Genomic DNA, 17656 nt, shown 5'->3' on the forward strand with positions numbered 1-17656 from the left:
CGGCGTGGTGCCGGGCGCCCCTCGTGGTGTTCAGCGATGGGTGGCCGCGGTTCGCAGGGCGTCCAGGATCCGGACCACCGCCGGGCCGGTCCGCGCGCCCTTGCGGACGGCTGCCGGATCCATCGGGTCCATCGAATCTTCCCGGCCCTTCCTTTCGGCGGACCTGAACGGTCGCGGCCTGCGGCCACCGAGCTGTCCCGCCAGCGTCGCCCCGAACGTCAGCGCCATGCCCGCCAGTTGTACGGGGGTGAGCGCCTGGCCGAGGGCCGCCCAGCCGACGACGGCCGCCGTCAGCGGGGACAGCGGGCCGAGGAAGCCCACCTGGACGGCGGTGAGCCGGCCGATGCCACGGAACCAGAGCCAGTAGCCGATGGCCGTGTTGGCCAGCGCCAGGTAGAGGTAGCCACCGATGGCCCGCCCGTCGAGTGCCGGCGGCGCGCCCTCGGCCAGGAGGGCCAGGGGCGCGATGAGCAGACCGCCCGCGGTGAGCTGCCAGCCGGTCAGCGCCAGCGGACCGACCCCGTCGGGGCGGCCCCACCGCTTGGTGAGCACGGTTCCGGCGGCCATGGATGCGGTGGCGGCGACGGCCGCGAGCACGCCGAGCCCGTCCAGGGCTCCGGCCCCCTTCAGCACGACCAGGCTGACGCCGAACGCGGCGGCGATCCCGGTGACGAGCGTGCGTCCGGCCGGCCGCTGCCCGAGCAGCAGCGCGGAGAGCCCGACGACGAACAGCGGCCCGACCGAGCCGACCACCGCGGCCATCCCGCCGGGCAGCCGGTACGCCGACACGAACAGCAGCGGGAAGAACGCCCCGATGTTCAGCGCGCCCAGCACCGCCGCCTTGACCCACCAGATGCCGCGCGGCAGCACCCGCGTGACGGCGATCAGGATCAGCCCGGCCGGCAGGGCCCGCGCCAGCGCCGTGAACAGCGGGCGGTCCGGCGGCAGGAACTCGGTGGTGACGGCGTAGGTGGTGCCCCACGACACCGGGGCGAGGGCGGTGAGGGCTGTCAGGAGGGCGGGGCGGGCGGCACGACTGGCGGCCATGGCAGAGCACCCTTCACGAGGACTGTTGGCTCAGTGGTGATTAGCTTACTACTAAGCTACTTAGATTCAACCTACTTTCTTGCGGGCGACCGAAAGCAGGCGGATACTCTTCGCATGCAGCAGAGCAAGGACCCCGTCGACGCGATCGTCGACCAGTGGGCACAGGTCCGGCCCGATCTCGACACCCGGGCCATGGAGGTCTTCGGCCGCGTCTTCCGGCTCGCCCGCGCCATGGGCGACCGGATGGAGAAGGCGTACGAGCCCTACGGCATCTCCCGCGGCGAGTTCGACGTGCTGGCCACCCTGCGCCGGGCCGGCGAACCGCACACCCTCTCCCCCCGCCAGCTGTCGGCCACCCTCATGCTCACCACCGGCGGGATGACCGGCCGCCTGGACAAGCTGGAGCGGGCCGGACTGCTGCGCCGCTCCCCCGACCCGCACGACCGGCGCGGTCTGCAGGTGACCCTCACCGAGGAGGGCCTGCGGGTCATCGACGAGGCCGTCGGCGCCGGACTGGCCGAACAGGGCGACGCGCTGAGCGCCCTGAGCGCCGAGCGGGCCGACCAGCTGGCCGACCTGCTGCGGGAGTTGCTGGACGCGACGGCGCGATAACCGCCCGCCGCCGGACGCGGAAAACGCCGAGGGCGCCCCCCTCACCCGGGTACGACGTGTGCGCGTACACGGGTGAGGGCGGGCGCCCTCGGCTCAGGTGACCTGAGGTCCGGTCAGGCCTTGGCCTTGGCCTCGGACTTGACGTTGATGTTGGACGTCGTGCCGTCCTTCTTGGTGTGGGACCGGTCCAGCACCATGACGAGGCCGGCGATCACCGCGAACAGCGCCACCGGGAGGAGCACGTAGAGGCCCAGCGTCTGGATGACGCTCAGGCCGGGGCCGGGGTCGTCGCCGTCGTCGCGGGTCAGCGCGAGCGCGGGGGACGACATGAGCAGCATCATCAGCGTCGTACCGGCGGCCAGGGCGCCGGCGCGCAGGGCGTTCTTCTTGTCCACGTTCTCAAGTTAGCGAACGGTCGGGCGGGGTGCGCGCCCGGGGTCCCGTATGCGGTCCGGACGCGGGCGCGGCCGCGTTCTCACCTCGCCGTCGGGCCGGGGTCACGGAGTACTTCCAGCAGCCTCCGCAGCCGTCGCGACGCCGTCAGTTCCTCCAGCGGCACCGGTCTGCCCTCGCGGTCGGCGATCGGCAGCCGCCAGTTCGGATACTGGTCCCACGTGCCCGGCAGGTTCTGCGGGCGGCGGTCGCCCACGCCGTCGGGCAGCCAGACACCGATCAGCCGGGCCGGGGTGCGCAGCAGGAAGCGGTGGACGGCGCGGATCTCCTCCTCCTCGTCGGAGCCGGGCGGTCCGGCCGCCGGACTGTCCAGCAGGCCGAGGCTGCCCAGCAGGGCGAGCCATTCCGCCGCGTCGGCGGTGGCCTCGGCGTGCTCCTCGGCCGCGGAGCGGGTGAGCAGGCCGAGACGATCGCGCAGCTCGACGTGGTCGCCGGTCAGCCGGGCGGCGGTGGGCGGCAGGTCGTGGGTGGTGGCGGTGGCCAGGCAGTCGGCGCGCCAGCGATCGGGCGGCAGCGGGTGGCCGTCGCCCTCCCAGTCCCGCTCGAACCACAGCACGGAGGTGCCGAACACCCCGCGCCGCTGGAGCTTCTCGCGCACACCGGGCTCGACGGTGCCGAGGTCCTCGCCGATGACGACCGCGCCGGCCCGGCCCGCCTCCAGGGCGAGGAGGGCGAGCATGGCTTCGGCGTCGTAGCGGACGTAGGTGCCCTCGGTGGGCGGGCGGCCCTGGGGCACCCACCAGAGCCGGAAGAGGCCCATCACATGGTCGATGCGCAGGGCGCCGGCGTAGCGGAAGAGGGCGCGCAGGAGGTCGCGGTAGGGGGCGTGACCGCAGGCGGCGAGCCGGTCGGGGCGCCAGGGCGGCAGGCCCCAGTCCTGGCCGCGGGCGTTGAAGGCGTCCGGTGGGGCGCCCACGGAGGTGCCGGCGGCGAACACGTCCCGCTGTGCCCAGGCGTCGGCGCCCTGGGGGTGCACGCCGACGGCGAGGTCGTGCACGATCCCGATGGGCATGCCGGCCTCGCGGGCGGCGCGCTGGGCGGCGCGCAGCTGGCCGTCGCTGAGCCAGGCGAGGCGGGCGTGGAAGGCGACCCGGTCGGCGAGCGCGGTGCGGGCGCGGGCGGTGGCGGCCGAGCGCGGGTCGCGCAGCGCGTCCGGCCAGCCGTGCCAGTCGGAGCCGTGGACCTCGGCGAGGGCGTACCAGGTGGCGTGGTCGTCGAGGGCCTGGCCGTGGGCGGCGCGGAAGGCGTCGTAGGCGGCCTGCCGGCCGGGGCCGAGGGGCACCGCGAGGACCAGCTCCAGCGCCTCGCGCTTCAGCTCCCACACGGCGTCCCGGTCGATGAGGGCGCCCTTGTCGAGGACGGCCGACCGCAGCCGCGCGGCCTTCTCCAGCACGGCGTGCAGTCGCTCGCGGTCCTCGACGTACCCGTACTCGGGGATCTCCTCGATCCGCAGGTGCACGGGGTCGGGGAAGCGACGGGAGGACGGCCGGTAGGGCGAGGGGTCGGTGGGGGCGCCGGGTACGGCCGCGTGCAACGGGTTGACCTGTACGAAGCCCGCGCCGGCGGTGCGCCCGGCCCAGCCGGCCAGTTCGGCGAGGTCGCCGAGGTCGCCCATGCCCCAGGAGCGGCGGGAGAGCAGGGAGTACAGCTGGACGAGCAGCCCGTAGGAGCGTCCGGTGGGGGTGGGCAGCCGGTCGGGGGCGACGACGAGGTGGGCGTGGCCGGTCCGTCCGTCGGGGGCGAGCGCGGTCAGCCGGTGGACACCGAGCGGCAGCTCGGCGGCCCCGTCCCACTCCTGCCCCTCGTCTTCCTCCTGGCCGTCCTGCGATGCCCGGCCGTCCTGCGATGCCTGGCCGTCCTGTGATGCCTGGCCGTCCTGCGATGGCCGGCCGTCCGCCAGGCCTTCCCGGGGCGCCTCCTCGATCCGGACGAGCAGGCGGGTGCCGGCGGGCAGTGCGGCGAGGGCGGCGGGGGGCTCGGCGCCGGCCCACCGGACCAGCGTCGGCGGCAGCAGGCGCTCGCGCAGTTGGCGTTCCCGCTCGGCGAGCGCGGCGCGTACGGCGTCCGGGGTGCCCGCGTCGACGCCGAGGGCGGCCAGGACGGCGACCACGGCGGAGGCGGGGACCTCGACGGTACGGCCTGGCGCGGGACTGTAGGAGGTGGCCACCCCGTGCGACTCGGCGAGCCGGACCAGCTCGGGGCCGGCCGTCAGGGGCGGCTCCGCGTCGTCGTACGCCGCGGCCATCTACACCCCCGAGGCGAAGAAGTCGGGGATCGGGTCGGACTCACTGGTCAGCGGGGTGGTCTCGGCGAGCGGGGGTTCACTGGTGAGGGGCTCGGCATCGGGCAGCGGCGGTTCGCTGGTCAGCGGTGCCTGGGTGCACGCGCTCTCCGCGCTGAAGACGCACAGCCGTGCGTCGTCGGTCTCGGCGGACTCATCCGCCACGGGTTTCCACTGGGCGGGGACTGCGAGACGGGCCGGTGTGGCCACGGGGGCCTCCTTGCGGTGGGGGACGGTGGTCGGTTTCGGTCGGGTTACGGCAGGCCTACCCCGTCACGGCGTCGGCACTCACGACCGCCGTCGCGGCACCTGAAGGGGTGGCCGTGATCCGGTGCCGGCCCGGTGATCGACGGAATGGGTCGCCGGCCGGCCGTGGACGATCGCGGCCCGCCGCCTGGTCGACAGCCGGCGGCCGGGGGTGAGCGGCCCTGGGCAGGGTCGACGCGGCCCGGCGCCCGGGTCGTCGCCGTGGCCGTGTTCGCTGGGGGGCGCGGTTCTGTACGCGGGGTGCGGCACGCGTCCCGGAGGACCGCGCGACCGAACGCACGCCGCCCGCCCGGCGCCCCGCACACGTCGCCCCCGCCCCCGCCCACAGACACGAAGGGCCCGGATCGGCTACGCGGAGATGCCGTCGATCCGGGCCACGGCGTCGTCGGCGCCGTACGGCTGCAAGTAGGGCATCCAGCGTGGATCCCGGTGGCCGGTGCCGATGATGCGCCAGGCCAGTCCGGTCGGCGGGGCGGGTTTGTGGCGCAGGCGCCAGCCCAGCTCGACGAGGTGGCGGTCGGCCTTGACGTGGTTGCAGCGGCGGCAGGAGGCCACCACGTTGTCCCACCGGTGCTGGCCGCCACGGCTGCGCGGGACGACGTGGTCGACGCTGGTTGCGACGCCACCGCAGTACATGCACCGGCCGCCGTCGCGGGCGAAGAGCGCCCGCCGGGTCAGGGGGACGGGCCCGCGGTAGGGGACCCGCACGAAACGCTTGAGCCGGACGACGCTCGGTGCGGGGAGTGTGACGGTCGCGCTGTGCATATAGGCGCCGGATTCCTCGAGGGAGACGGCCTTGTTCTCCAGGACGAGGACGAGCGCGCGGCGAAGCGGTACGACGCCGAGCGGCTCGTACGACGCGTTGAGGACCAGGACATGCGGCACGGGTGCCTCCTTGGGCGTCGGCGGCGCGTGGCTCGCGCCGGGACGATCTGCAGTCAGTCTCCCCTCCTGCCTGGTGAACGCGCCACCATGTCCGCGTAACGGGCTGGGAGTGTTTTCGACCACACCGGATCCTTCCCCAGGATCGGGGCCCCTTCAAGCCGAGGTGAGTCCGGTCTCTCCTGTGCCCGTCCTCGGCGGAACCGAGCGGGTCACGCGCAATGCCCCGTTAGTGTGGTGGTCCAGTCCGTCCGGTGACCTTTTCGTGACCTTGACCGCCCGCCGGCGGACCGCGCAGCACCTGGAGGTACCTGCCGTGTCGTCCTTGCCCGCCGTCCTGTCGGCCGCCGGTGCGTCGCCCTCCCCGTCCCCGTCTCCCTCGGGGTCGACGAGCCCGGCCGTGCCGTCGCTGCAGGACGCCCAGGAGAGCGCGACGAACGCGGCGAGCTGGGTCGAGCAGAACTGGTCGACCTGGCTCGCGATGGGTCTGCAGATCCTGTTGATCGTGGTCGTGGCGGTGGCGCTCAGGGCGGCGGTGCGCCGGGCGATCTCCAAGCTGATCGACCGGATGGGCCGCACCGCGCAGTCCATGGACGGCAGCGCGCTGGGCGGGCTGCTGGTCAACGCCGAGCGGCGCCGGCAGCGGTCGGCCGCGATCGGTTCGGTGCTGCGCTCGGTGGCGAGCTTCCTGATCCTCGGCACGGCCGCGCTGATGGTGCTGGGCACCTTCAAGATCAACCTGGCGCCGCTGCTGGCCTCGGCCGGTGTGGCGGGTGTGGCGATCGGTTTCGGCGCCCGGAACCTGGTCACGGACTTTCTCTCGGGCGTCTTCATGATCCTGGAGGACCAGTACGGCGTCGGTGACGTGATCGACGCGGGTGTGGCCTCCGGTGAGGTGATCGAGGTCGGGCTGCGCGTGACCAAGCTGCGCGGCGACGGCGGTGAGATCTGGTACGTCCGCAACGGCGAGGTCAAGCGGATCGGCAACCTCTCCCAGGGCTGGGCCACGGCCGGGGTCGACGTGACCGTGCGGGCGAGCGAGGACCCGGACAGGGTCAAGGCCACGCTGGACGAGGTCGCCGAGAAGATGACCAAGGAAGAGCCCTGGAACGAGCTGCTGTGGGGCCCGATCGAGGTGCTCGGCCTGGACTCGGTGCTGATCGACTCCATGGTGGTCCGGGTCTCGGCCAAGACGATGCCGGGGAAGTCGGTGACGGTCGAGCGGGAGCTGCGCTGGCGCATCAAGCGGGCGTTCGACGCGGCGAGCATCCGCATCGTGGGTGGCGCGACGGCCGTCGAGGACGTGGAGAACGCGGACCCGGCGGCGGCCGTGGCGGCGCCGTCCGTGTACGCCAACGCCGACTCCCCGCAGACGGCCGCGACGGCCCCGATAGTCACGCAGCGCCCGGCACCCCCGGCGAAGTAGCGGAGCGGCTCGTCTCCACGGGCCCCCCGCATTCCCTCCACGACCGTGATCCTTTAAGGTCGGCGCGTCGGGCCCTTGTTCTGGAGCGCTACCTCGCCCGGGGGCCCGGCTCGAAGGTGGGGAAACATGCGCAAGCTCGCCCTGGGTACCGCCCTGACCGGTGCCCTGGCCCTGGCCGGCCTGGCCGCGCCCGCCGCGTCGGCGGCCGGCGCGCCGGACCTGAAGTTCTCCGGTGTGACCGTGAACAACGGCAAGCCGGTCGTGGTCGGCGCCGCCAAGGCGGTGACCGTGCCGGTGTCGTACACCCTGACCCGGCCCAAGAGCCTGGTCATCGACCAGGAGAAGAACGTCCAGGCGGTCCTCCTGTACCGCGGCACGCTCCGGGCGGTCGACAACGCCCTGGAGCCCGCTGAGGCGCCCCGCTGCGCGACGACCGCCACCACCGAGACGACGGTCACCGAGAGCTGCACGGAGAAGATCATCGCCATTCCGGGCGACACGCTCTTCGAGAACGCCGACGCGACCACGTGGAAGGCCGCGGGCCTGTTCGCGCACAGCGACGGCTCGGTCTCCGACGACTACCTGCACAACGAGAACGATGTGACGATGTGGGGCGGCCTGGCCTCCGTCGAGGTGCGGCGCGCCGCCCAGTTGACGGTGAACGCCGCCCCCGAGCCCGCGGTCAAGGGCAGGACCCTCACCGTCAAGGGCAAGCTGACCCGCGCCGCGTGGGAGACCCGCACGTACGCCGGCTACCGGGGCCGGAAGGTGGTCCTGCAGTTCAAGGCGGACGGCGGCTCGTACGCCGACGTCAAGAGCATCACCTCCGGCACCGGGGGCGCCCTGTCCACCACCGTGAAGGCGACCCGGAGCGGCACCTACCGCTTCGTCTTCGCCGGCACGCCCACCACGGGCGCCAAGACGTCCGCCGGTGACCACGTCACGGTGAGGTAGCGGACGAGAGGGCGCCCCGGCGCCCGTACCACCACGCCCCCGAGGTAACGACTCCGTTGCCTCGGGGGCGTTGTCTATTGACGCCCCCTTCGTCCTGGGCTTACGTTCCTCCCACCCCAATAGGAAAGTTTCCTAACAGTGATCTTCCGGCGGCCCGTGATCAAGACTGGACGCCGCCGCCGGGTCACTGGGAAGCTGGACGGCTGGAAAGGCAGGTGTCGACGCCCATGGCAGGAACCGCCGGTACGCCGGGCACCCCGCGCGTCCTTCGCGCCATGAACGACCGCGCCGCGCTGGACCTCCTGCTGGAGCACGGGCCGCTGTCGCGCACCCGGATCGGCAAGCTCACCGGCCTGTCCAAGCCCACCGCCTCCCAGCTGCTGGCCCGTCTGGAGGCCGCCGGACTGGTCCGGGCCACCGGCACCAGCGAGGGCCGGCCGGGCCCCAACGCCCAGCTCTACGCGGTCGATCCGGGTGCCGCCCACGCCGCCGGGCTCGACGTCACCCCGCACCGCATCCGCGCCGCCGTCGCCGACATCACCGGCCGCACGGTCGGCGAGTTCGAGCTGCCCACCCCCGGACGGCGGCCGGCCCAGCCCGTCGTGCGGCAGGTGACGGACGCCCTCGACGGCGCCGTGAAGGCCGCCGGGCTCGCCCGCCACGACGTGCACCGGCTGGTCATCGGCACCCCCGGCGCCTTCGACCCCAACACCGGGCGGCTGCGCTACGCCTCCCACCTGCCCGGCTGGCACTCCCCCGCGCTGCTCGACGAACTCGCGGCGGCGCTGCCGATGCCGGTCGAGTACGAGAACGACGTCAACCTGGCCGCCATCGCCGAACAACGGCTCGGCGCGGCCCGCGGTCACGGCGACTTCGTCCTGCTGTGGAACGGGGAGGGCCTCGGCGCCGCCCTGGTCCTCGGCGGCCGGCTGCACCGCGGCTGGACCGGCGGCGCCGGCGAGGTCGGCTTCCTGCCGGTGCCGGGCACGCCCCTGGTGCGCCAGGTGACCAAGGCCAACAGCGGCGGTTACCAGGAGCTGGCCGGCTCCCAGGCCGTACCCCGGCTGGCCCGCGAACTCGGTATCCCGGACGTGCCGTCGGGGCCGTACACCGAGGCCGCCGCGGAACTGGTGGCGCGCGCCGCCGATCACACGAGCGGCCCCCACCGGGAGCTGCTCCAGACCTACGCGACCCGGCTGGCCACCGGTCTCGCCTCGCTCGTCTCCGTCCTCGATCCCGAACTCGTCGTCCTCAGCGGCTCCGCCCTGACCGCCGGCGGCGAGGTGCTGCGCGCCCTCGTACAGGCCGAGCTGGAGGAGCTGGCGGCGGCCCGCCCCCGGCTGGTCGTCGGCGAGGTCCGCGAACACCCCGTACTGCGCGGCGCGCTGGAGTCCGCGCTCGCCACCACCCGCGACGAGGTCTTCGACACCTCGCGCTGAGATCCGTCGTACCCCGAGCAGCCCCCGGTAGCACCTCCCCTCTTCGCCCACCCAGCCCTGGGAGATCCCGCCATGCCCGAAGTCATACCGTCCGTCGCCCGAAAGACGGCTTTTGCCCTGACCGCGTCGCTGGCCCTGCTGACCACCGCCTGTACCGGCCAGTCCGGTTCGGGCGCCTCGGACGACGCGTCGAAGGACACCACGATCAACTTCTGGCACGCCTGGAGCGCGCCGAACGAGGTGAAGGCCGTCAAGTCGCTGGTCGCCGGCTTCGAGAAGGCGCACCCCAACATCCACGTGAACATCGTCGGCAACATGACCGACGACAAGATCAACCAGGCGCTGCGCTCCGGCGGCGGCAGCGCCCCGGACGTGATCTCCTCCTTCACCACCAACAACGTGGGCAAGTTCTGCTCCTCGGGCGCGCTGGTCGACCTGAACCCGTTCTTCGAGAAGTCGGGCATCGACCCGCGGACGACGTTCCCCAAGCCGATGAACGAGTACACCCAGTTCGACGGGAACCGCTGCACGGCCCCGCTGCTCGGTGACGCCTACGGGCTCTACTACAACAAGACGGCGTTCGAGAAGGCCGGCATCGCCGCCCCGCCCAAGACCTGGTCGGAGTTCGAGGCGGACGCCAGGAAACTGACGATCCCCCAGGGCGACGGCTACCGGCAGCTCGGCTTCATGCCGGACTACCACGGCTGGGAGTCCACGACCGAGCACTACCTCGGGCAGTTCTCGCCGACCTACTTCGGCAAGGACGGCAAGTCCGCCGTCGCCACGGACCCGGCGTTCGAGAAGGGCTTCACCCTCCAGAAGAGGCTGGTCGACGAACTCGGCGGATTCCGGAGGCTGGAGAGGTTCCGGGCCACCCTCGGCGACGAATGGGGCCCCAAGCACCCCTTCCACACCGGCCAGGTGGCCATGCAGCTCGACGGGGAATGGCGCCTCGGCATGGCCGAGCAGGCCAAACCGGACTTCCGGATCGGCGTCGCCCCGCTGCCGGTGCCGGACGACCAGGCCGCGCAGTACGGCAAGGGCTACATCACCGGCACCATCACGGGCATCGCCGCCACCAGCCACAAACAGAACGCCGCCTGGGAGCTGGTGAAGTACATGACGACCGACACCGACGCGGTGGTGGGCTTCGCCAACGCCATCCACAACGTGCCCTCGACGCTGGCGGCGCTGAAGTCGCCCAAGCTCAAGTACGACCCGCGCTTCAAGACGTTCCTGGACATCGCCGGCAACCCGAACTCCACCACCTCCCCCGCCTCCGTCAACGGCGGTGTGTACCTGGTGACGATCCAGCAGTTCGGCTACGACTACGAGAGCGGCAAGGTCACCGATCTGAAGGCCGGGCTGAGGAAGACGGCCGCGCAGATCGACACGGACATCGCGCAGGCGAAGTAGCCCATGAGCACGCCCACCCTGGCGGCCAAGCGCCGCCGCTCGGCGCTTCGAACCCTCGCCTTCATGTCGCCGTGGCTGATCGGCTTCGCGGTCTTCTTCGCGTACCCGCTGATCTCGACGGTCTACTTCTCGTTCATGCACTACGACGGCTTCCGGCCGCCGACGTGGAGCGGCGGGAAGAACTGGACGTACGTCTTCGAGCACTACCCGCTGTTCTGGCCCGCCCTGCGCAACACCCTGTGGCTGGTCGTGATCATGGTGACCCTGCGGGTGCTCTTCGGACTGGGCGTCGGTCTGCTCATCACCAGGATCAAGACGGCCACGGGAGTCTTCCGCACCCTGTTCTATCTGCCCTATCTGGCCCCGCCGGTCGCGGCGACCATGGCCTTCGCCTTCCTGCTCAACCCCGGCACCGGCCCGGTCGACTCGGTCCTGGAGAAGGTGGGCGTCCCGGCGCCCGGCTGGTTCAGCGACCCCGTGTGGTCCAAGCCGGCGCTGACCCTGCTGGCGCTGTGGGGCGTCGGCGACCTGATGGTCATCTTCATGGCCGCGCTGCTGGACGTGCCGAGGGAGCAGTACGAGGCGGCGGAACTGGACGGCGCCTCGGCGTGGCAGCGCTTCCGGTACGTCACGCTGCCGAACATCGCCCCGATCGTGATGTTCGCCGTCGTCACCGGCGTGATCCAGACCATGCAGTACTACACCCAGCCCCTGATCGCGGGAAAGGTCGCCTCCGGAGTGATCCAGGGCGCCGGCACCCAATTCGAGCCCGGCTATCCGGACAAGTCCACGCTCACCCTCCCCCAGCTCGTCTACAACCTCGGCTTCCAGCGCTTCGACTACGGCTCGGCGTGTGTCGTCGCCCTGGTGCTGTTCGCCCTGTCGATGGCGTTCACCGCGCTGTTGATGCGGCGCCGGGGCGGTCTCATGCAGGCAGGTGACTGACCATGACCCAGCTACTGGACCAACCGGTGAAACCGGCTCCCCGGCAGGCGCCCGGCGCCGAACGCACGGCCCGCCGCCGGGCCCTGCTGGAGTGGATCGCGGTCCACGCCCTCGGCGTCGCCGCCGCGCTGTTCTTCGTGCTGCCCTTCGTGTTCGTGGCGCTGACCTCGCTGATGAGCGACAGCCAGGCCCTCAGCCGCGACCTGATCCCGCACACCTGGGAATGGGGCAACTATCGCAAGGTGTTCGACACGCCCGGCTTCCTCACCTGGTGGAAGAACACCCTGGTCTACGCCGGGCTCGGCACGGCCCTGACCGTGGTGTCCTCGATCCCGGTGGCCTACGCGCTCGCCAAGTTCCGCTTCCGGGGCCGCAACCTGTCGCTCATGCTGGTGATCTCGATGATGATGCTGCCGCCGCAGGTGGTCGTCATCCCGATGTACCTGTTCTGGGCGAAGCAGCTGGACCTGTCCGGCACGCTGTGGCCGCTGATCGTCCCGATGGCGTTCGGGGACGCGTTCTCCATCTTCCTGCTGCGCCAGTTCCTGATGACCATCCCGAACGAGTACCTGGACGCGGCGCGCGTCGACGGCTGCGGTGACCTGCGCACCCTGCTGAGGGTCGTCCTGCCCATGGCCAGACCCGGCATCGCCGCCGTGGCCCTCTTCCAGTTCTTCTACGCCTGGAACGACTACTTCGGCCCCCAGATCTACGCGTCCGAGAACCCCGGCGCCTGGACCCTCAGTTACGGCCTGGAGTCGTTCAAGGGCGCCCACCACACCGACTGGAACCTCACCATGGCCGCGACCGTGCTGGTCATGGCCCCCGTGATCCTTGTGTTCTTCTTCGCCCAGAAGGCGTTCGTCGAAGGCGTCACGCTCACCGGAGTGAAGGGTTGATCCGCATATGAAACTCACCGTGGTCGGCGGAGGCTCGACCTACACCCCCGAACTCATCGACGGCTTCGCCCGCCTCCAAGCCACCCTGCCCGTCGAGGAACTGGTCCTCGTGGACCCCGCCGCCGACCGCCTGGAACTGGTCGGCGGCCTGGCCCGCCGCATCTTCGCGCGCCAGGGGCACGGCGGCCGGATCGTGACGACGTCCGACCTGGACGCGGGCGTCGAGGGCGCCGACGCCGTCCTGCTCCAGCTGCGCGTCGGCGGCCAGGCGGCCCGCGAGCAGGACGAGACCTGGCCGCTGGAGTGCGGCTGCATCGGCCAGGAGACCACCGGCGCCGGCGGCCTCGCCAAGGCGCTGCGGACGGTCCCGGTGGTGCTGGACATCGCCGAGCGCGTCCGCCGCGCCAACCCGCGCGCCTGGATCATCGACTTCACCAACCCGGTCGGCATCGTCACCCGTGCCCTGCTCCAGGCCGGGCACCGGGCGGTCGGCCTGTGCAACGTGGCGATCGGCTTCCAGCGCAAGTTCGCCGGCCTGCTGGGCGTGACCCCGGCCGACGTCCACCTCGCCCACGTCGGCCTCAACCACCTCACCTGGGAGACGGGCGTACGGCTGGGCGGCCCGGAGGGCGAGAACGTCCTGCCCGAGCTGCTCGCCCGGCACGGCGACGCGATCGCCGACGACCTCCGCCTGCCCCGGCCCCTGCTGGACCGACTGGGCGTGGTGCCCTCCTACTATCTGCGCTACTTCTACGCCCACGACGAGGTGGTGCGCGAACTGCGCACCAAGCCCTCCCGGGCCGCGGAGGTCGCCGCCATGGAACGCGAGCTGCTGGCCCTGTACGGCGATCCGGAACTGGCCGAGAAGCCGGCGCTGCTCGCCAAGCGGGGCGGCGCCTACTACTCGGAGGCGGCCGTGGACCTCGCGGCGGCCCTGCTGGGCGGTGCCGGGAGCCCCTACCAGGTGGTCAACACCCTCAACCAGGGCACGCTTTCCTTCCTGCCCGACGACGCGGTGATCGAGGTGCAGGCGGCCGTCGGCCCGACGGGCCCCACCCCACTGCCGGTCCCCGATCCGGACCCGCTCTTCGCCGGCCTCGTCGCGAACGTGGCCGGCTACGAGGACCTGGCCCTGGAGGCGGCGCTGCGCGGCGGCCGGGACCGGGTCTTCCGTGCCCTCCTCGCCCACCCGCTGATCGGCCAGTACGAGTACGCCGAGACCCTCACCGACCAGTTGATCGCACACAACCGGGAGCACCTGGCGTGGGCCTGACCGCAACCGAGACCGCGCGCGCCACCACCTCGGGGGCCGCGCGGGTCCTCGCCATCGACGCGGGCAACAGCAAGACCGACGTGGCCGTGGTCACCGCCGGCGGAGAGGTGCTGGCCACGGCCCGCGGCGGTGGCTTCCGGCCGCCCGCGGTGGGCGTGGCGGCGGCTCTGGACGCGCTGGCCGAACCGGTGGCGCGGGCGTTCGCCGACGCGGGCGTGCGCTCCGTCGACCATGTCTCGGCCTGTCTGGCCAACGCCGATCTGCCGGTGGAGGAGGAGCAGTTGGCGTCCGCGCTGCGGGCCCGCGGATGGGCGCCGTCGGTGGAGGTCCGCAACGACACGTTCGCGGTCCTGCGGGCGGGGGTGGCCGAGCCGCGCGGTGTCGCGGTGGTCTGCGGCGCGGGCATCAACTGCGTCGGCATGCGCCCCGACGGCCGCACCGCCCGCTTTCCGGCGGTCGGCCGCATCTCCGGGGACTGGGGCGGTGGCTGGGGCCTGTCCGAGGAGGCCCTGTGGCACGCGGCCCGCGCGGAGGACGGCCGGGGCGAACCGACGGCCCTGTCCCGTACCCTCCCCGCCCACTTCGGCCTGCCGACCATGTACGCCCTCATCGAGGCCCTGCACCTGGAACACCTCGAGCAGCACCGCCGTCACGAGCTGGCCCCGGTCCTGTTCGCGACGGCCGCCGAGGGTGACGCGGTGGCCCGCTCCCTCGTCACCCGGCTCGCGGAGGAGGTCACGGTGATGGCCACGGTGGCCCTGACCCGCCTGGACCTCCTGGCGGAGGAGACACCGGTCCTGCTGGGCGGCAGCGTCCTGACCGCGGGGCATCCCCAGCTGAACGACACCGTGCGCGCCCTGCTCGCCGCCCGCGCCCCCAAGGCCACCCCTCGCGTGGTCACGGCGGGCCCGGTCCTGGGCGCGGCCCTGCTGGGCCTGGACCGGCTGGGGGCGGACGCGCAGGCACTGGGGCGGGCGCGCGGGTACTGGGAACCGGGGACGGGGTGAGGTCCCGGCCGCCGCCCCGCCCCCGGCGCACACGCACGCGCCCGCTGCGCACTCCCCCGGGAACCGACCGGATGTAGCAGGCGTGTTCAGGAGCGAGGGGTGGTGTGCGCGGCGCGCGTATGCCCTCGGGAGCGCCGCGATCCGATCAAGATCCAGTGAAGGCCGGTGCGGATGCCGGTCCCGGCGGCGATACTGGGCGGCGACCGGATGACCATGGGGGAGGTCGAGTGACACACCCGCCGAAGAGCAGCGCGGCGCCACCGGTGGCGGTGGCGGCCGGGCCCGTCGCCGCCACCGCCGTCCCCGGCATCCCGGCACAGCCTGGCCGGCCCCTGCCCCCGGTCCCGGCGCGGCCCCCGTCCCGGCGGAGCGCCTTCGCCGAGGGCGTCGAGCGGGTGCGGGCCGCCGCGACGACCGAGCCGGGACGGCTGCGGATCATCGGGGCCGTCCTCGCGCTGCTGGTCGTGACGTTCGGCGCGGTCACCGCCTGGCAGACGAGCGAGCGGGCGGCCGCCGCCGACGACGTGCTGCATCGCAGCCAGCCGCTCAGCTCCGGCGCGGCCGACATCTACCGCTCGCTGGCGGACGCCAACACGGCGGCTTCCAGCGGCTTCCTGGCGGGCGGGCAGGAGACCGCCGCGTCCCGGGACCGGTACGAGAAGGACATCCGCGGTGCCGCCGGGGGGCTGGTGACCGCAGCGGCCAACGCCGAGCCCGGCTCGGCCTCCGAGGCGGCCGTCGCCCGGCTGAACCGGCTGCTGCCCGAGTACAAGGGTCTCGTCGAGCGGGCCCGGACCTACAACCGGCAGGGTTACCCGGTGGGCGGCGCCTATCTGCGCTACGCCAACGAGAAGATGCAAAAGGAGATGCTCCCGGCGGCGGAGGATCTCTACACCAGGGAGAACCAGCGGCTGGACGCCGACTACGCGCACGCCACGCCGTACCCCTGGGCCGCCATCGCGCTCGGCGTGCTGGCGCTGGCCGCGCTCGGCTGGGCGCAGCACCGCATGTACCGGCGCACCAACCGCGTCCTCAACCACGGCCTGGTCGCCGGCACCGCCGCCGCCGGCGTCGTGCTGCTGTGGCTGCTCGTCGGGCACACACTCGCCCGCTCGGGTCTGGACGGCTCCTACGACCACGGCATCCGCTCGCTCAGCGTCCTGCACGACGCCCGGATCGCCTCCCTGAAGGCGCGCGGCAACGAGAACCTGAGCCTGGTGGCGCGCGGCGCCGAGACCGTCACGGTCGGCGCGAAGACGTACGACGCCTACTACTACGATTTCGACAGGGACATGGCGGTGCTCGGCAAGGGGCTGACCGAGGCCGACGAGCTCGCCGACGACCCGGCCGGCACCACGCCGGTCAAGGCGGCCGAGGACAACATGGCGGTGTGGAAGCAGCGCCACGCCTCGGCCCGCGGCGAGGACGAGAACGGCAACTACCAGCAGGCGTTGGACAAGGTGATCGGTGCCAAGGGCGCGACCGGCGAGTGCTTCGACAGTGTCGACGCCCACCTCGCCCTTGCCATCGACCACGAGCAGGGCGAGTTCCGGCAGGCCGCCGTGGACGGGCGGGACGCCATGACCGGGCTGCCGGTGGGCGCGGCCGTCCTCGCGGTGCTGGGCGCGGCCGGTGCCGTGGCCGGCATCGGGCGCAGGCTTTCGGAGTACCGGTGACAGGGGGCAGGGCGATGTACGGGGCACGTGCACGGGCCTCCCTGCGAGGCTGGGGCGGGGTCGGCGCGATGGCGGTGCTGTGCGCGCTGGCACTGGCGTTCGTCCTGCTGCTGCCCCGCACCCAGACGGCGCCGCCCGAGGCCGGGCCGGCCGGACAGCGGGCGGCCACCGGCAGCCAGGTCCGCGCCGACACCTGCCAGGACGCCGAGGCGCAGACGCGGACCCTCGCCCCGTCCGGCGCGGACGGCCCGACCACCGAGGCGATCGAGGCCCGCACCGGCGCCAAGCGCAAGCTGATCGTCGGCGTCGACCAGAACAGCTACCGCTGGGGCTACCGCAACCCCAACACCGAGGGCGCGGAGCTGGAGGGCTTCGACATCGACCTGGTGCACCGGATCGCGCAGGACATCCTCGGCGACCCGGACGCCGTGCAGTTCAAGGCGATCCCGACCAGCCAGCGCATCACCGCGATCCAGGACGGCCGGGTGGACATGGTCGTACGGACCATGACGATCACCTGTGACCGGCTGTCGCAAGTCGCCTTCTCCGCGCCCTACTTCAAGACCGGGCAGCAGGTCCTCGCGCCGAAGTCGTCCACCATCACGGGCTATGACGGCTCGCTGGCGCACAAGAAGGTCTGCACGGCCGCCGGTTCGACCGCCTACACCAAGCTGGGCGCCGACCGGAAGGCCGGCGCGCTGCCCGCCTCCACCGACATCTCCACCACCGTGCCGAACCAGCTCGACTGCCTGGTCCGGCTGCAACTCGGCGAGGTGGACGCGGTGGTGACCGACGGCGCGCTCGCCGCGAGCCAGGCCGCGCAGGACCCGACGGTCGAACTCAAGGGCAAGGCGTTCACGACCGAGTACTACGGCGTGGCGATGAAGAAGGACGCCACCGATCTGGTACGCCGGGTCAACCGCGTCCTGGTGGACTACCGCGCGCACGGCTGGCAGGCGTCCTACGACACATGGCTGTCGGCGACACTGGGGAAGGACTCGGCGGCGTCCGAGCCGCCCGCGCCGCGGTATCTGCGCACCAGCTGAACCCCGTTCCGCACGACAGGCCGACACACAGCA

16 protein-coding genes are annotated in these 17656 nt (G+C 72.7%); 11 read left to right on the forward strand and 5 right to left on the reverse strand.

Annotated elements, in window-relative coordinates; all coding sequences use genetic code 11:
* Nucleotides 1–30 precede the first annotated feature (30 nt).
* Nucleotides 31–1047, reverse strand: coding sequence for an EamA family transporter (locus tag ACIBA9_RS15550; RefSeq protein WP_399363198.1), 1017 nt, complete (start codon nt 1045–1047; stop codon nt 31–33).
* 114 nt (nt 1048–1161) lie between these two features.
* On the opposite strand from ACIBA9_RS15550, the gene ACIBA9_RS15555 reads away from it, so the two are divergent.
* Nucleotides 1162–1659, forward strand: coding sequence for a MarR family winged helix-turn-helix transcriptional regulator (locus tag ACIBA9_RS15555; protein WP_399363200.1), 498 nt, complete (start codon nt 1162–1164; stop codon nt 1657–1659).
* A 113-nt stretch (nt 1660–1772) separates the two neighbouring features.
* Here the strand turns inward: ACIBA9_RS15555 and ACIBA9_RS15560 are convergent, their stop codons facing one another.
* From ACIBA9_RS15560 to ACIBA9_RS15575, 4 genes are all read right to left on the reverse strand, one after another.
* Nucleotides 1773–2054: a hypothetical protein gene (locus tag ACIBA9_RS15560; RefSeq protein ID WP_393898577.1), complete on the reverse strand. Its 282-nt coding sequence runs from the start codon at nt 2052–2054 to the stop codon at nt 1773–1775.
* 80 nt (nt 2055–2134) lie between these two features.
* Nucleotides 2135–4357 (reverse strand): 4-alpha-glucanotransferase, encoded by a 2223-nt coding sequence (gene malQ, locus ACIBA9_RS15565; protein ID WP_399363202.1) that lies wholly within the window; start codon nt 4355–4357, stop codon nt 2135–2137.
* Complete coding sequence (locus ACIBA9_RS15570; protein ID WP_393898575.1) at nt 4358–4603, reverse strand: hypothetical protein; 246 nt, start codon at nt 4601–4603, stop codon at nt 4358–4360. It lies immediately after the preceding gene.
* Between the two features lie 405 nt (nt 4604–5008).
* Nucleotides 5009–5545 carry an HNH endonuclease gene (locus ACIBA9_RS15575; RefSeq protein WP_362151318.1) on the reverse strand — a complete coding sequence of 179 codons (537 nt, stop codon included), beginning with the start codon at nt 5543–5545 and terminating at the stop codon, nt 5009–5011.
* Nucleotides 5546–5858: 313 nt separating this feature from the next.
* Between ACIBA9_RS15575 and ACIBA9_RS15580 the strand changes: the two genes are divergently transcribed.
* The 10 genes from ACIBA9_RS15580 (at nt 5859) to ACIBA9_RS15625 (ending at nt 17623) form a co-directional block, all read left to right on the forward strand.
* A complete protein-coding gene (locus tag ACIBA9_RS15580; RefSeq protein ID WP_399363206.1) occupies nt 5859–6968 on the forward strand; it encodes a mechanosensitive ion channel family protein in 1110 nt (369 codons plus the stop codon).
* Between the two features lie 126 nt (nt 6969–7094).
* A complete protein-coding gene (locus tag ACIBA9_RS15585; RefSeq protein WP_399363207.1) occupies nt 7095–7922 on the forward strand; it encodes a hypothetical protein in 828 nt (275 codons plus the stop codon).
* Between the two features lie 227 nt (nt 7923–8149).
* The gene (locus ACIBA9_RS15590) at nt 8150–9361 is read left to right on the forward strand and encodes an ROK family protein (protein WP_399363209.1); all 1212 of its coding nucleotides are present in this window, start codon (nt 8150–8152) and stop codon (nt 9359–9361) included.
* 72 nt (nt 9362–9433) lie between these two features.
* Nucleotides 9434–10777: an ABC transporter substrate-binding protein gene (locus tag ACIBA9_RS15595; protein WP_399363211.1), complete on the forward strand. Its 1344-nt coding sequence runs from the start codon at nt 9434–9436 to the stop codon at nt 10775–10777.
* 3 nt (nt 10778–10780) lie between these two features.
* Nucleotides 10781–11722, forward strand: a complete 942-nt coding sequence (locus tag ACIBA9_RS15600) for a sugar ABC transporter permease (protein ID WP_362151304.1) — start codon at nt 10781–10783, stop codon at nt 11720–11722.
* 2 nt (nt 11723–11724) lie between these two features.
* Nucleotides 11725–12621, forward strand: a complete 897-nt coding sequence (locus ACIBA9_RS15605) for a carbohydrate ABC transporter permease (protein WP_362151301.1) — start codon at nt 11725–11727, stop codon at nt 12619–12621.
* A gap of 7 nt (nt 12622–12628) precedes the next feature.
* Nucleotides 12629–13894, forward strand: coding sequence for a 6-phospho-beta-glucosidase (locus tag ACIBA9_RS15610; RefSeq protein WP_399363214.1), 1266 nt, complete (start codon nt 12629–12631; stop codon nt 13892–13894).
* Nucleotides 13885–14901, forward strand: a complete 1017-nt coding sequence (locus tag ACIBA9_RS15615) for an N-acetylglucosamine kinase (protein WP_399363217.1) — start codon at nt 13885–13887, stop codon at nt 14899–14901. The genes ACIBA9_RS15610 and ACIBA9_RS15615 overlap by 10 nt, the downstream gene beginning before the upstream one ends.
* Before the next feature lie 227 nt (nt 14902–15128).
* Nucleotides 15129–16577, forward strand: coding sequence for a hypothetical protein (locus ACIBA9_RS15620; protein WP_399363220.1), 1449 nt, complete (start codon nt 15129–15131; stop codon nt 16575–16577).
* Nucleotides 16578–16591: 14 nt separating this feature from the next.
* A complete protein-coding gene (locus ACIBA9_RS15625) occupies nt 16592–17623 on the forward strand; it encodes a glutamate ABC transporter substrate-binding protein (RefSeq protein ID WP_399363222.1) in 1032 nt (343 codons plus the stop codon).
* The last annotated feature ends 33 nt before the right edge of the window (nt 17624–17656 follow it).

The organism is Streptomyces sp. NPDC051452, assembly GCF_044454765.1.
Taxonomy (GTDB): Bacteria; Actinomycetota; Actinomycetes; order Streptomycetales; family Streptomycetaceae; genus Streptomyces.

Excerpts from the sequence above, each read along its gene's own strand:
- ACIBA9_RS15610 (WP_399363214.1), top strand. The coding sequence starts at position 12,629 with ATGAAACTCACCGTGGTCGGCGGAGGCTCGACCTACACCCCCGAACTC.
- ACIBA9_RS15555 (WP_399363200.1), top strand. The coding sequence starts at position 1,162 with ATGCAGCAGAGCAAGGACCCCGTCGACGCGATCGTCGACCAGTGGGCA.
- ACIBA9_RS15600 (WP_362151304.1), top strand. The coding sequence starts at position 10,781 with ATGAGCACGCCCACCCTGGCGGCCAAGCGCCGCCGCTCGGCGCTTCGA.
- malQ (WP_399363202.1), bottom strand. The coding sequence starts at position 4,357 with ATGGCCGCGGCGTACGACGACGCGGAGCCGCCCCTGACGGCCGGCCCC.
- ACIBA9_RS15585 (WP_399363207.1), top strand. The coding sequence starts at position 7,095 with ATGCGCAAGCTCGCCCTGGGTACCGCCCTGACCGGTGCCCTGGCCCTG.
- ACIBA9_RS15595 (WP_399363211.1), top strand. The coding sequence starts at position 9,434 with ATGCCCGAAGTCATACCGTCCGTCGCCCGAAAGACGGCTTTTGCCCTG.
- ACIBA9_RS15550 (WP_399363198.1), bottom strand. The coding sequence starts at position 1,047 with ATGGCCGCCAGTCGTGCCGCCCGCCCCGCCCTCCTGACAGCCCTCACC.
- ACIBA9_RS15605 (WP_362151301.1), top strand. The coding sequence starts at position 11,725 with ATGACCCAGCTACTGGACCAACCGGTGAAACCGGCTCCCCGGCAGGCG.
- ACIBA9_RS15590 (WP_399363209.1), top strand. The coding sequence starts at position 8,150 with ATGGCAGGAACCGCCGGTACGCCGGGCACCCCGCGCGTCCTTCGCGCC.
- ACIBA9_RS15625 (WP_399363222.1), top strand. The coding sequence starts at position 16,592 with ATGTACGGGGCACGTGCACGGGCCTCCCTGCGAGGCTGGGGCGGGGTC.